General features: G+C 60.0%; 11 protein-coding genes and 1 tRNA gene. 4 read left to right on the top strand and 8 right to left on the bottom strand.

What is annotated here, in order from left to right; translation table 11 throughout:
• Nucleotides 1-86: 86 nt before the first annotated feature.
• The 3 genes from FGZ14_RS10340 to FGZ14_RS10330 form a co-directional block, all read right to left on the bottom strand.
• The gene (locus FGZ14_RS10340) at nucleotides 87-1,568 is read right to left on the bottom strand and encodes a sodium:solute symporter (protein ID WP_180754325.1); all 1,482 of its coding nucleotides are present in this window, start codon (nucleotides 1,566-1,568) and stop codon (nucleotides 87-89) included.
• 192 nt (nucleotides 1,569-1,760) lie between these two features.
• On the bottom strand, nucleotides 1,761-2,777 hold the full coding sequence (locus FGZ14_RS10335) for an MBL fold metallo-hydrolase (protein ID WP_139923961.1): 1,017 nt from the start codon (nucleotides 2,775-2,777) through the stop codon (nucleotides 1,761-1,763).
• A gap of 167 nt (nucleotides 2,778-2,944) precedes the next feature.
• Nucleotides 2,945-3,514 (bottom strand): hypothetical protein, encoded by a 570-nt coding sequence (locus tag FGZ14_RS10330; protein ID WP_139923959.1) that lies wholly within the window; start codon nucleotides 3,512-3,514, stop codon nucleotides 2,945-2,947.
• A gap of 120 nt (nucleotides 3,515-3,634) precedes the next feature.
• On the opposite strand from FGZ14_RS10330, the gene FGZ14_RS10325 reads away from it, so the two are divergent.
• Nucleotides 3,635-4,288, top strand: a complete 654-nt coding sequence (locus FGZ14_RS10325; RefSeq protein WP_139923956.1) for a hypothetical protein — start codon at nucleotides 3,635-3,637, stop codon at nucleotides 4,286-4,288.
• Nucleotides 4,289-4,380: 92 nt separating this feature from the next.
• Here the strand turns inward: FGZ14_RS10325 and FGZ14_RS10320 are convergent, their stop codons facing one another.
• Together FGZ14_RS10320 and FGZ14_RS10315 are read right to left on the bottom strand one after the other, a co-directional pair.
• Nucleotides 4,381-6,237, bottom strand: coding sequence for a M61 family metallopeptidase (locus FGZ14_RS10320; protein WP_139923954.1), 1,857 nt, complete (start codon nucleotides 6,235-6,237; stop codon nucleotides 4,381-4,383).
• Between the two features lie 119 nt (nucleotides 6,238-6,356).
• Nucleotides 6,357-7,001, bottom strand: coding sequence for a class I SAM-dependent methyltransferase (locus FGZ14_RS10315; RefSeq protein WP_139923952.1), 645 nt, complete (start codon nucleotides 6,999-7,001; stop codon nucleotides 6,357-6,359).
• A gap of 188 nt (nucleotides 7,002-7,189) precedes the next feature.
• On the opposite strand from FGZ14_RS10315, the gene FGZ14_RS10310 reads away from it, so the two are divergent.
• From FGZ14_RS10310 to FGZ14_RS10300, 3 genes are all read left to right on the top strand, one after another.
• Nucleotides 7,190-7,906 carry a phosphatase PAP2 family protein gene (locus tag FGZ14_RS10310; protein ID WP_139923950.1) on the top strand — a complete coding sequence of 239 codons (717 nt, stop codon included), beginning with the start codon at nucleotides 7,190-7,192 and terminating at the stop codon, nucleotides 7,904-7,906.
• A gap of 132 nt (nucleotides 7,907-8,038) precedes the next feature.
• Nucleotides 8,039-8,120: transfer RNA gene (locus FGZ14_RS10305), tRNA-Leu, on the top strand.
• 225 nt (nucleotides 8,121-8,345) lie between these two features.
• Complete coding sequence (locus tag FGZ14_RS10300; protein ID WP_139923949.1) at nucleotides 8,346-9,023, top strand: phosphatase PAP2 family protein; 678 nt, start codon at nucleotides 8,346-8,348, stop codon at nucleotides 9,021-9,023.
• Between the two features lie 87 nt (nucleotides 9,024-9,110).
• Here the strand turns inward: FGZ14_RS10300 and FGZ14_RS10295 are convergent, their stop codons facing one another.
• The 3 genes from FGZ14_RS10295 to FGZ14_RS10285 all read right to left on the bottom strand — a co-directional run bounded on the left by FGZ14_RS10295 (nucleotide 9,111) and on the right by FGZ14_RS10285 (nucleotide 13,170).
• Nucleotides 9,111-11,435, bottom strand: a complete 2,325-nt coding sequence (locus tag FGZ14_RS10295; protein WP_139923947.1) for a GAF domain-containing protein — start codon at nucleotides 11,433-11,435, stop codon at nucleotides 9,111-9,113.
• A 143-nt stretch (nucleotides 11,436-11,578) separates the two neighbouring features.
• Nucleotides 11,579-12,148, bottom strand: coding sequence for a hypothetical protein (locus FGZ14_RS10290; RefSeq protein ID WP_139923945.1), 570 nt, complete (start codon nucleotides 12,146-12,148; stop codon nucleotides 11,579-11,581).
• A gap of 149 nt (nucleotides 12,149-12,297) precedes the next feature.
• The gene (locus tag FGZ14_RS10285; protein ID WP_139923943.1) at nucleotides 12,298-13,170 is read right to left on the bottom strand and encodes a T9SS type A sorting domain-containing protein; all 873 of its coding nucleotides are present in this window, start codon (nucleotides 13,168-13,170) and stop codon (nucleotides 12,298-12,300) included.
• Nucleotides 13,171-13,205 lie beyond the last annotated feature (35 nt).

Raw genomic sequence — 13,205 nt, 5'->3', positions numbered from 1 at the left:
TAGGACAGGGAGCTGAGCGACTAGTAAGTAATCTTTGGCCTTGTCATTCCGAGCGGAATGCAAAGGTACGCTCCCCTAAACAACCCCTACGCAACAGGGTTCAATTCCAGGTTGCGCGGACGCGAAATTGCCAGCAGCCCAAGGAAAGTAAGTAACCCATTCAGAATCAGAATCTCAAACCCGAACTCGTAGCCCCACCAGTCTTTTGAATTAGCATTGATAAACCAGGTCAGCAGCGGGGCCGCCACGCACACGGGCAGCACCAGCTTATCGTGCAGGCCGCGGCTGGTGAAGATACCGAAGGAGTAAAGCCCCAGCAGCGGTCCGTAGGTGTAGCCCGCCGCCTTAAACACCGAGGTAATCACGCTCTGGTCGTTAATGGCCCGGAAAATCAGGATGATAACAATGAGCACCAGTGAGAAACCGAAGTGGGTGGCCTGGCGGATGCGCTTCTGCTGGGCCTCGGGGTAGCGGCTAATTACCAGCATGTCCACGCAGAAGGAGGTAGTAAGCGCCGTCAGGGCCGAGTCGGCGGAGGCGTAGGTTACGGCAATGATGCCCAGGATAAACACAATGCCCGCAAACAGGGAGAAGTGGTTGGTGGCCAGCAGCGGAAACACATTGTCGCCGATGACTTTGCCGGTGGCCGGGTTGGTAGGCAGGCTGATACCTTTGGCCGCCGCGAACTGGTAGAGCAGCACGCCCAGCGACAGGAAGAACACGTTCACCAGCACAATGGCAATGGTAAACCAAAACATGTTTTTCTGGGCGTCCTGCAGGTTGCGGCAGCTCAGGTTCTTCTGCATCAAATCCTGATCGAGGCCGGTCATGACGATGGTAATGAAGGCCCCGGAGGCGAATTGCTTCCAGAAAAACTTATCGTCCTTGGGGTCCGAGAAGTAAATCTGCGACATGGAGCTTTCCTTGACCGTTTTCACCAGCCCGGCAAAGCCCAGGTTCAGCTCATCGGCCATCAGGTAAATGCTCACGCCCACGCACACCAGCATGGCCAGGGTCTGGAAGGTATCGGTCCAGAGAATGGTTTTGAGGCCTCCGCGGAACGTGTAGAGATAAATCAGGAAGATGCTGACCGTTACGGTAACCGCAAACGGCACCCCCAACTGATCAAACACGGCAAACTGCAGCACGCCGGCCACCAGAAACAGCCGGAATGCCGCCCCCACAGCCCGGGAAATAAGGAAGAACAGGGCCCCGGTTTTGTAGCTCCAGAAGCCAAAGCGCTGCTCTAAGTAAGTATAGATGCTCACTAAACGCAGGCGGTAGTACAGCGGCATGAGCACGGTGCCAATTACGAGGTAGCCCACTATGTAGCCCAGCACCACGGCCATGTAGCTCCAGCTTTGCCCCGCCACCATGCCCGGAATCGAAATAAACGTCACCCCCGAGAGCGACGTGCCAATCATAGCAAACGCCACCATGTACCAGGGCGCGTTGCGGTTGGCAATAAAGAACGATTCGCTGGTTGCCTTCCGGGAGGTGAGGTAGGCAATGATGATGAGAACAACGAAGTAGCCCGCAATCAGGCTCAGCACGAGGGTAGGAGACATGGGGGATTCAGTTGCCGGTTGTCAGTTGCCGGTTGTCAGTATGCTTCAGAGCAAACCGACCGGTAGCAGCCGCATCAGTTGAAAACAGGTTTCAAAGCTACCAACAACCAATCAACAATAGCGCATACTCAAGCGCATACTCGTGCGCAATGCCCCAACTGACATCTGGCAACCCTCAACCAACAACTGAGCTTACTCCCACTCCTGCCAGCGCAGCACCTCGCCCACGGCCGGTACGTGTAGCTCCCCGCGCAGCATTTTGCCGTTGGCGACTAGTTGCAGCTCCCGAATGGGTTCAGAAGCCGGTTCGTCGCTCAGGTCGAAGGTGCCGTAGTGCATGGGTACCAAGTGGCCGGCCCGCAGCAGGTTGGCCGCTTTGGCCGCTTCGTGCGGGTTTACGTGGCTCATCTGCATCATGTAGGGCGGCTTGTAGGCCCCGATGGGAAGCAGCACCACATCCAGGGGGCCAAACTGCTTTTCAATGGCCTCGAAATGGTCGGCCATGGAGGTGTCGCCCATAAAGTATAGGGTGCGGCCATCGGGCAGGCGCAGCAGGAAGGAACCCCATAGCACCGTGTTCAGGTCGAAGAGGCCGCGACGGTGCCAGTGCGAGGCCGGGAGGTAGAACAGCTCGAAGGGCGCATCGGGGCCTAAATCGAACTGCTGCCACCAGCCGGCTTCCTGTACGGGCAAGGTGCGGGCCATGCCGCGCACCAGTCCGGCCATACCTAGAGGCCCGAACGCCCGCAGCTGCGGATTCTGGCGGGCCAGCAGCTTGATGGATTTTTCGTCCAGATGGTCGCGGTGGCCGTGGCTGAGCAGCAGGTAGTCGAGGTTGGTCAGGTCCTCGGGGCGGCAGGGCAGCGGGTGACGGTGGCGCAACCCTATGGACGAAAACAGCACTGGATCAAAAACAATGGTTTTGCCACCGATGCGCAGCAGAAACGAGGCGTGCCCCAGCCACACCAAGCCATCTTCCTGGCTTTGCAGAAACGACGTGCAGTCCACCACCTCTGGTACCCAGGTATCGGCCTTTTTTTCTTCCTTCTGCGGGTTTTCGCTCAGCTGCCACTTAATAACGGTGCCGAAATTGGGCTCGTACAGATCCTCGCCGTTGCAGTATTCGGCCCCTATCATTTTGTTGCCGGGATAATTGGGCTTGATGGTGGCCAGTTGCGGGTTGCGGACGAAGCGAGGGGTAGGGGCCATGCGCGGCGGAACATGATAGAAAAGACGGAATGGGACAAAAGAAACACAATAAATCCTCGTGTCATCCTGAGCACAGCGAAGGACCTCTACTGTGAGTAACTCATTTCTAAGTTAGTCAGCGGTAGAGGTCCTTCGCTGTGCTCAGGATGACACGAGGGGATATACAGTTACCAGTACCCGCCCGGCCCGTAGAGCGGCGAATAGGCACCAGGGTAAGCCGTAGCGCCGTTGCTCACCCGCACGCCACCCGACACCGAGAAGTTCTCCGTGATGTGGTAGTCGGCGCGCAGGTTCACGCCGGAACCCAGGTTACCCCCAAAACCGGCGTAAGGGTTCACCTGAAAACCGGAGGTAGGCGTCAGGTCTTTCCACGCCGAGCCCGTTAGGGTTACGCGCGGCGATAACGCGTATTGGCCACCGCCCTGAATGAGGTAGCGGTTCTGGGCCGTAGCCCCGAAGCGGCCAGCCTCGCCAAAAGGCATGTACGCCGCGCCCGGCATCACGCGCATATAGGTAACGCCGCCAAACACCGAGAAGCGGTTGGTAACCGGCACGGAAACCGTAGGGCTGAGGTAGGTAGCCGAGCCGTAGCGGCCCGCAAACATAGCCCCGGCGTTGAGGCTGTACGAAGGCTTCAGGCCCAGCCGGGGGGTAGGGGCGGGCTGTTCAGGCGCCTGGGCCTGAGCCGCGCCGGCCAGCAGCAGGCCGAAGGTGAGAAGGGAAAGGCATCGGAGCATAAGGAGGCGGCCGGAACCGTTGGGTGAACCGGCATCTAAGGTACGAAACGCTGGGCGGCCCGTTACCGTGCCCGGCCCGGAAAAAACTGCCACCTTCACTGCCGTTTACCTTGCTACCCTATGTCTGACTATCAATCCTATCAGCGGTTTGCCTCCGTGGAAGCGGCCCAGCCTCTGCTCCAGCTGCTGCACGAGCACGACATTCCCTACGAAACCGTCTTCGATCAGCCGCGCATCGACCCTTCGTTTGCCTTCAACCCCACCAGCACCTACTTCGTGGTGCAGCTGCGCCCCGAGGACTTTGAGCGGGCCCACGCCCTGGAGCTGGCCGCCAGCGACGAGCTAACCGCCAGCGCCCCCGCCGACCACTACCTGTTCAACTTCACCGACGACGAGCTACTCGACATCCTGCTCAAGCCCGACGAGTGGAACAGCTTTGATGTGGCCCTGGCCCGCCGTATTCTGCGCCAGCGCGGCCACGACGTTAGTCCGGCCCTGACGGAGCGCCTGCGGCAGCAACGCATTCAGGATTTGGCCCAGCCCGAGCCCCGCCAAAAAGCCTGGGTGATATTTGGCTACGTAACGGCACTGCTGGGCGGCATTATCGCCCTGTTTATTGGCTGGCACCTGTACTCGCACAAAAAGCAATTGCCTGATGGCCGGCAAGTGTACGGCTTCCTCCCTCAGGACCGTGCCCACGGCCTGCGCATTCTGGCGCTGGGCGCGGTGGGCTTCCTGCTGGTGCTGGCCTGGCGCTTTTACGCGGGTCAGTAATAGTATTCTGGCCTATTGGTCCGGGCTACATGCACAAACCCCTGCCTCGCAACTGCAAGGCAGGGGTTTGTGGTTTTTGAAGGGGTAGGAAATTACCGCTTCGACTTTACCGGAGCTTTGCTGCCCAGCCACTCGTCCCGGAATTTCTTTTGGGCTTTGGTCAGAGGGCGGCTAGCCTGTTCGTAGGGCACGACTTCTAGGTCGGAGTTTTCCTGGAGGGTAACCGGCACGGTGCGTACCCCGTCGCGGGCGCGGGCTTCCACCTGAATTACGTCGCCGGGTTTATGAGCCGCTAGGAGCTTCTGCACCTCCTTGGCATTGGTGGGCTTGCGGCCATTCAGCCTCAGTACTACATCTTCCCGGTCGAGGCCAGCGAGGTAGAAGGGGCTGCCCAGCAGAGTAGTACCCAGGGTGGCGCTGCTGTCGGGGTTAAATTGCATCCGGGCTTCCAGGGTGGCCTGGCCCGCCTGGGCCCGGCGCACTAGCAACCCAGCCGGTGCCAGGAGTTGCTCGTAGTTATGCGCCTCGTGGCCGGTAATGTGCTGGCGGAAAAACTGACCGGCAAAGGTGGTATCCTTGGTTACCAGGCCCAGCACCCGCTGCAGGTCGCGGAGGGTGTAGGGCTTGGCGGGGGCATAGTTCTGCTGCTGGCCGTGCTCTTTCCAGAGGGCGCGCATATACGTGTCGAGGTCGGTTTTGAAGCGCTGCCGCAGCTGCAGATCCAGGGCCAGGGCATTGCCCGCCCCAATATAGTAGTAGCTCAGGTAGGTGTTCGAGCGGTTGCTGGGGTCGATGGCCGCGGCGGCATCCACGAAGGGCGCCTGCTGGCTCATGTACACCGGCGAGTAGCGCTTCGGGCCGGGCATGGTCAGCATGGCATCTACAATGCCGCTGAGGGCTTCCTGGCAATATTGCTCATCGGTGTAGATGCCCGCCCGGCGCAGGAGCAGCTCGCCGTAGTACTGCGTGAAGCCCTCGGCAAACCACAGGTTGCTGCTCATGTTGGCGCGCTGGAAGTCAAAGGGCTCCAGGTCCTGGGGGCGCAGGCGCTCCACATTCCAGCTATGGAAAAACTCGTGCGAGACGGTACCCAGGTTATCAATGGCGCCGGAGCCGCGCAGGGGGCGGCTGCTGGTGAGGCTGGTGGAGTTGCGGTGCTCCATGCCGTCGGAGCTGGTCTGGGGCAGGTAGTTGGCCACGAAGGTGTAGCGCCCGAAGTCGTAGTCGGGCAGGCCTCCGAAAATGGCGGCGGCCTCCTTCACAATCTTCTTGGTTTGCTCGGTGTAGGCATCCAGCTCGGCCGGCGTACCATCGTGCAGCACCTGCAGCTCAATGGTTTTGCCTTGTTCCTGCCAGGTGCGCACTTGCTGCGGGCCCAGGGAGGTAGGCGAATCCATGAGGTACTGCAGGTTGGGGGCGTACCAGGTGGCGCCACCCGCGTCGGGCCGCAGCTGGGAGGCTACCGTCCAGCCCTGGGGTAGGGCAAACTTCACCTCCGCCGGGCGCTGCTCCAGGCCCTGAGCGTACGCCAGGGTAGCGGGAGCGTTCAGGTGGGCGTGGCGGCTGTCGATGCCAGCATAGGTGCCATCGGTCCGGTCGCCGAACAGGGTGTATGTAAACGTCACGGTGCCATCGTGGCCGGCTACCGTCCACCCATAAGGGTCCGACTTCACTACAGACAGACTCTTGCCTTTGGAGTCCGTGGCCTGCACGTCATACACGTTCTTGGCGAATTCGTGGAGGGCGTAGCGGCCGGGCGAGGAGCGGGCCATGCGCACCTGCAGCGGCCCGGCCGGCAGCTCCCGGAACGTGGCCGTAATGCGCGCCTCGTGGTGTACCGCATTCGGGAAGGAAAGATTGTACTGAACCGGGGCCTGGGCCTGCGTGGTTCGGGCCAGCGTGAGGGGTAGGGCCAGCAGCAGCAGCGCGGCGGTTTTCCGCAGGGTCATACGCAGAGAAATGAAAAGGAATAGAAAGGAAACGCTAACCTAACACGTCTGCGGCAGAGCTGACAGCATTGAGGTCAGAAACTCGAGAAGGGTGCGTGGTTTCGGGCAGACGCAGCTGCCTACCGCCACACGCTGGCCTCTATCATCTCCCCGAAAAACCGGCCGGCCGGTACTCCCGATAAGCCCAGCCGCCTCAGCTCCGCTTCTATGGGCGGGCGCCGCCGCGCGCTGATGCCGGTAGTAAGGCCGAAAAACCAATACATTAGCCCTAGCAGCAGCGCGTGCCACCAGCGCTGGGGCGCGGCAAAATCGGCCAGAAGCCAGGCCCCGCCCGGGGCCAGCGCCGCGTGCAGCCTCTGCACCAGCCGCTGCAGCCGATGGGGCTCGAACAGGTCCAAGAAGAAAAAGGCCACCACCGTCGCAAACTGTTCATCAGTTCCCAAAGCAGCCTCCGTTCCCAGCCTGAATTCCACTTGGCTTATGTGCTGGGGTAGGGTTTTCGCTAGCCAGGCCTGACTGCGGTTCAGCATTTGGGGCGAGGCTTCCAGGTACAGTACCTGGGCGTTGGGTCGGCGCCGCAGCACCGCGCCCAGCACCCAGCCCGTGCCGCCCCCAATAATGAGCACGCGGCCCTCACTTGTGGGCAAACCCGCTTCCAGCGCGGCCTGCTGCGCCTGCCGCAGGCTGCGCCCGTACACCAGCCGGGCCAGTGGGTCATAAAAGGAGGCCACAGCATCGAAGCCGGAATCAGGAAGACGAGGCATACGCAAAGCTAGAGCTGTAAACACTAGCGCGAAAATCTGTTTCGCGACGAGCCGCCGGCGAGTATCCGGTTTTGCGCAGTTCCAAATACTCGCCGCGCTCGTCGCGAAACGGATTTTCGCGCTACTGCAGATTTTAGCGGGGTAGGAGGGCGCATCGACAAATTACCGGCCGCATCGTATCAGAAGCTATGACGACGACGTTGCGCCGGCTGCTGGCCGGAATTACCCTTTTCGTAACCGAATTTGCTATTACCCTTATGCTGGGCACGCTGGGCGTGGTGCTTTTTCTGGCCCTGAGCCGGGAAGTGTTCGACCAGGATGCGGCCACATTTGATGCCGCCGCGTTTCGGTGGTCGCGGCAGCTGCTGGGCCCCGACCGGCAGCAGTGGGTGGAAGGCATTACGTTTCTGGCTTCGCGCAACTTTATTTCCGCGGCGGCTTTGCTACTGATTGGCTGGTTTCTGGTAGCCAAGCGTCACCGCTGGTACTCCCTGCTGATACCGGTGGTAGCCCTGGGTAGCATCACCCTGAACTTGGTGCTCAAGCAGCTCTACCACCGGCCGCGCCCCTTGCTGCCGCTTACCTCAGCCTCGGGCCTGAGCTTCCCCAGCGGACACGCCATGATATCGGCTTCATTCTACGGGCTGCTTATTTACCTGGTCTGGACGCATGTGCGGCGGCCGGCCGTGCGCTACCCCCTGGTAGCCGCGCTGCTGCTGCTGATTCTGCTCATCGGCCTGACGCGGGTGTACCTGCGGGTGCACTACGCCACCGACGTGCTGGCGGGCTTCACGGCAGGAGCCGGCTGGCTGATTATAGCCATTCCGCTGCTGAAGCACCTGGAAATTGCAGTAAAAAAACGATTTAAAAAGCAACTGCAATCAGCTGAAAAACAGCCTATATAGCGTTAAATCAAGGTTTTTTTGAAAAAATTTATCAGGTTTTTTTGAGCAAAAGCTTGACACGGGTCGAAAAAGGCCCCTATCTTTGCAGCATCAAATGACAACCACCACGGCGGTCAGATGATAAAAAGAGCTGCGCTTGTGGCGAAATTGGTAGACGCGCTGTCTTCAGGCGGCAGTTCCGAAAGGTGTGAGAGTTCGAGTCTCTCCGAGCGCACGAAAGCCGATCCAGAAATGGGTCGGCTTTTTTGTTTTATCCCGGATTCGCGCTATTTGGGCTCATGTCGTTGATTTGCGTAAAGCGGCTTTGCCGAGCCGGAAGCTTGATAAGGCTTTGCTACAAATTGGTTTCGACGGGTTAGCCAGGCGTGGCGGCAGCAGTTACCTTAGCTGCTTTCCTACCCCCTGTTCCGCCAGCAACCCCATCCGTCTGCTGCCTCCTATGCTGAAGTCTTTCGCCGGCCGCTTACTGGCCCTGTTTAGCCTGCTGACCCTGGAAGTGGCGCTGGTAGGAGGCGTATTCCTGCTCTCAGCACTGCTGTTCTTCTACCTCACGCGGGTCGTGTTCGTGGAGCATTCCGTGAGCTTTGATGAGTGGGCCTTTGGGCAGATAGACGTGCTGCGCGCCGCCTGGCCCAGCCTGACTACTCTGGTCTATGGCCTGACGTTTTTTGCTTCCCTGCCCTTTCTGGTGGGAGCGGGGGTAGGCATACCGGTGCTGCTGCGGGTGCGTGGGCACCGGCGCGAGGGGCTGGAGGTGTTTCTGGCCGTAGCCGGAGCTGCTCTGCTGAACCAACTTCTCAAAACTCACTTCCAGCGCGTAAGGCCGTCTTCGGCGCTTGTCTTTCAGCAGGGCCTGAGCTTTCCCAGCGGCCACGCCATGATCGGGCTGGCTCTTTACGGCTGTTTGGCCTGGTTGCTTTGGCGGCACCGGCGGCACCCCATCTGGGCCGCGCTGCTGCTGCTATTTGCCCTGCTCATTGGCCTCACGCGGGTGTACCTGCATGTGCACTACGCTACCGATGTGCTGGCCGGTTTCGCAGCGGGCTTGTTCTGGCTGATTCTGCTGCGCACGGCCTTGCGGCTCTGGTGGCGGGAAAGTGGTGGGGTGATGAGGTGATAAGTAACAAGTGACAGGTAAAGTGTGAAGGGGGACTGACGTCGGATTTTACCTGTTACCTGTTACCATTTACCTCATCACCTTAAATCACAGTTTCACCGTCACGCGTAGAGCCAGGAGGCCCTTTACGCCCTGGAGTTCTTCCAGTTCCAGGTATTCCAGCCCGGGCTCCAGCAGGTCGCGGTCCTGGAGGTAGTCGATGTATTCCTCGTACTCATCGGCCTCGCGCTGCTGGGAGTACACCAGGGCAATTTTGCCGGGTTGGGTAAGCCGCTCACCGGTGCCCTGCACGGTGGCCTTGTCGATGCGCTTCTTAATGATTTCGTAGCGGATGTTGTAGGCCCCGTCCACGTCAAACTGGCGCTCATCCTGCCGGAAGCGGATGCTCAGGGGTTGGCTATGAATCAGAATCAGCTGGGTGGTTTCCAGCGGCATGGGCAGGGTAGGGCTCAAAGCGGCTGTGCGGCGGGTAATTTCCACCATCACCAGCAGTTGCCACAGGCGCAGGTTTTTCAGGAAAACCAGGTCGAACGGCTTGTTTTCCACCAATGAGGCGCCCACATAGATGTTGTGCTCTACGCCATCGGTCTTGAAGCGCTGGAAGTAGTGCGGAAACATGGCCTGCGCCTTGGCGTCTTCCTCATCAAGGTAGCTGCTGACGGCATCATTAAGCAGCGTGGTGGTTTCCTCGAAGGCCTTGCGGCGCTTGTACAGGATGCCCAGCTCGGGGTCGATGTTGGACCAGTACTGACGAATAATGGGCCGCAGATCAGGCGTATTCTGACTCAGATACTCGAACAGAGGCTCAACTTCCGTGCGCAGCGACTCGAAAATGCTGACCTCATCACCCGACAAAATTCCCTCGCGCAGGCGGCGTAGGTTTTTGTGGACGTAGAACTTCAGCTCATCCAGGATGGGGAGTTGCTGAAACTCGGAGGCTTTCTTGAGGACTTTCCCGGCCAGGGTCAGGTGCTCCACCAGGTCGCCCTGGATGGCTTCGTTGCGGGCTGTGCTGCTACCCCTGATGTCGCTGGAGCCGTGCAACGGGTACACGTCGTGAAACACGATGTCCTCCATTTCGGCGCTCTTGTTACCGTCTTCCAGCTTTTGCAGCAGGTTTTGAGCGGCATCGGTAAAGCGCCATTCCATGGTGGGATGAATGGCCGTGAATTTCTCCTTGATGATGGCCTGCACGCGCGTCTGGATATCCTCGGCGTTGCGCTTCACGGCTACCGCGAACAAGGGCACAAACTGGTTTACGTTTTCCAAACTGAACTCATTCAGGTCGCCCACGTTGGGTGAGCCCAGCTCCAGCAGGCCCACCGTGTCGTCGCCGTAGGGCAGCAGGGCCAGAATGGCCGAGCGGATGCCCAGACTAAGAATCTGCTGGCGCAGGTCCTCGGGAATATCGGCCTGCTCCACGTTTTCCAGCACCAGCGGCTGGCGGTCGGCCCACAGCCGGCTGTAAATCTGGCGGAAGCCGGAGCCGGCATCGGGGCTGTGGAGCTGCTTGGTCAGGAAGCTGTGGTTTATTTTGCGGCCGAAATCCACAAAAGCCCGCTTTTTGCCGTCGTAGGCGGCAATGCCCAGCTGCAGAAACGGCCGCCCGAACAGCACCCGCAGCTTTTCCTGTATCTGCTCCAGGCGGTCGGAGGCCTGCAGCACGTCGCGCTCCAGCAAATCGTACTTCAGCTCCGAAAGAATTTCCTGCTCCGTTACATCTACCAGGTGCAGAATGTTGAAGCCCACCAGCTCGAAGTGGTGAGGCGGGAGCATCTGCTGCCACAAGTCGGCACGGTGGGGGTTGCGGGCCAGGTGGTCGAGCTGTTCCGGCGTCAGCTCCGGCTTGTTGCCGTGCACCCTGATTTCCACGAACGTTGAGTTGAACTCTACCCCATAGTGACGGTAGAGGCCAATGCTGTAGTCGGGCACGGTGAAGATAATGGTGCCCTGCAGGGGCAGGTGCACCCCGTACACTTTCTCCAGAATCAGCTGGTAGGCCATGCGGGTGGTATAGACCTCCAGCGTCCGCATGTCAATATTCAGCGGCTGCTTAATCGACTTGGACGGGTTCAGCAGCACCTCGGCAAAGCGCGGGGTGTGGTAGAAGCTATGGCGCTGAAACGGAGCAATGGCGCCGGCAATGTCAGTATCGAAGGAGGCGGGCGGAAATACGGCCAGCATCAGGGTTTCTACCAGGTCGCAGTTGCATTCCAGCAGCTTCAGATCCTCAATATTACCCCGCGACCAATCGGCGGTGGCTACCTGTTCGCTGACGGCCTTGGCCAGCATGGCTACCCCCACATTTTGGGAATTTTCGCCCCTCTGCCAGTAGGCAATCAGGGGCTCCAGGCTAAGCGTGGTCTGGAAGGGAAATGTGGGCGTAACAGCCGCAGAGGGTTCTTTCAGCATAAACCAGAAGCGCGCTACTGTCGCGGGCGGGACTGGGGCCTGCTAGACGTAGCACGGTACTATATACGGCAGCAGCCGCCCCCGCGGACGTGCAACAGCCTTAGGGAGCAAAAGAGGCGGGGGCCGCTAAGGGCGCAGCTGGGCTAAAACCGTTCAAGCGTAATGAGCTTCAGCTCATTATTGCCGTTGGTGTCCGTCAGGTCGATCTGCTGGGCGGTGCCCTTCTGGTTGGTAACAAACACCTTTTTGCTGGAGTTCTGGTAGCAGGTGCAGCAGCCGTCGCCCTGGTAGCGGGTCCTGAGTTGAATGCTGTCTATTCTGTAGGTGTAGGTAGGGGTAACCCGGCTGCGCCGCTTGGCCAGGTACAGGGTGTAGCGGTAGGCGTCGAGCTTGCGGCCGGTAGCCAGGCTAAAGGGGGTAGCGTTATTGATGATGATGGGCTGGGTAAACACTGCCGCGCGGCTCCGGGTAAAGGTTACGGTATCGGCGCTCGGGCGCTGGGTGGTGTCGAGCGGGTTCCGGATCAGGTACACCGTATCGATGTAAGAGGGAAAAAAGCCGCGCAGGCTGTCCTGAGAATTAGTGGCGCTGAACTGCAGGCCGATGGCGTCGGCGTAGGTGTCGTTGCACTCGCAGGCAACGGAGCCACAGCAGGCCGCTACCAGCACAGTGGAGGTCAGAACAAGAAGCCAGGAGAGGAAGGAGCGCAGCATAGGTCGTAAAGATAACACGCCGCTCAGCAGCTCCCGCCGCCAAGCCGAAAGATGGCGTTGCCGCAAAACAACACCAGCCGGACTGCCAAAGCAGTCCGGCTGGTGTAACGCTGGGTTTCCCTAGTTATTGAGGGGTAGGAGGCAGCTGGCTATTCTTTCACGAAGCGCTTGGTTTCGGCGCCTGAGCGGGTGGTGACTTTGAAGTAGTAAGTGCCCACCGGCAGGTCGGCCACGTTTACCTGCAGCGTGTGGGGGCCTTTTTCCACCTTGGCTTCCTGGGCTACAGTGCGCAGGGTGTTGCCGCGCCCATCGAGCAGCTCTACCGTCAGGGGGCCAGCTTTCTTCACCTCATACTCCAGCTGGTTGGTGCTCACGGAAGGGTTAGGGTACACGCCCGCGTTGCCGCGCTCCGTGGGGGTAGGCTTTTGAGTGGGCGCGTTGGGGTTGAGCAGCAGGAAGGAGGTAGGCTGGAAGTAGCGCCGCACGCCCCCCGCGTGGCGCTGGTGCTTGCCCTTACCGGCTTTGGCTGGCTGCTCGGGGGTAGTGGTGCGGGCCAGAATGGCTTTGGTGTCGGCCTGCCATTTTTCCTTCTGGGGTTGCACTTCCTGGGCCAGCTTGGCAATGTCGCCTTCGTACTTCTGGGCCAGCTGGCTTACGTTCTGCAGAATGGCCTTGGTTTCGGTGCGGAGCTGCTGGAGCTGTTGCTTCTGGGTTTCGGTCAGCTCGGGGCGGGTACCGGCGGGCGTGCCGGCCAGGCGGAAGCTCTGGCGCAGGGCCTTGGCTTTCTGGCGGGTTTCCTTGAGTTGGGCCCGGTATAGGGTGAGTTGGGCTTTGTCGGAAGTAGTCAGCTGGGTTTCCAGCTTCTGGCGCTGCTGGCGCACCACGGGCAGCACGTTCTGCTGGTAGTAGGCGAGGAGCTCCTTGCGGGCCGGGGCGCCCTGACGGGCCTGGGTGTTCTGGGCTTGCACGGCCGAGCCGCCGAGGAGCAGCGACAGAGCCAGCGCGAGGGTAATAGCTTTCATGAAGACGTAAACGCTAGTGGGAAGAGATGTTGTAT

Origin of the sequence: Hymenobacter sp. DG01 (genome assembly GCF_006352025.1) — a bacterium.
Taxonomy (GTDB): domain Bacteria; phylum Bacteroidota; class Bacteroidia; order Cytophagales; family Hymenobacteraceae; genus Hymenobacter.
The sequence above is the reverse complement of the archived record's forward strand: the minus strand, read 5'-3'. Positions and strand labels throughout refer to the sequence as shown.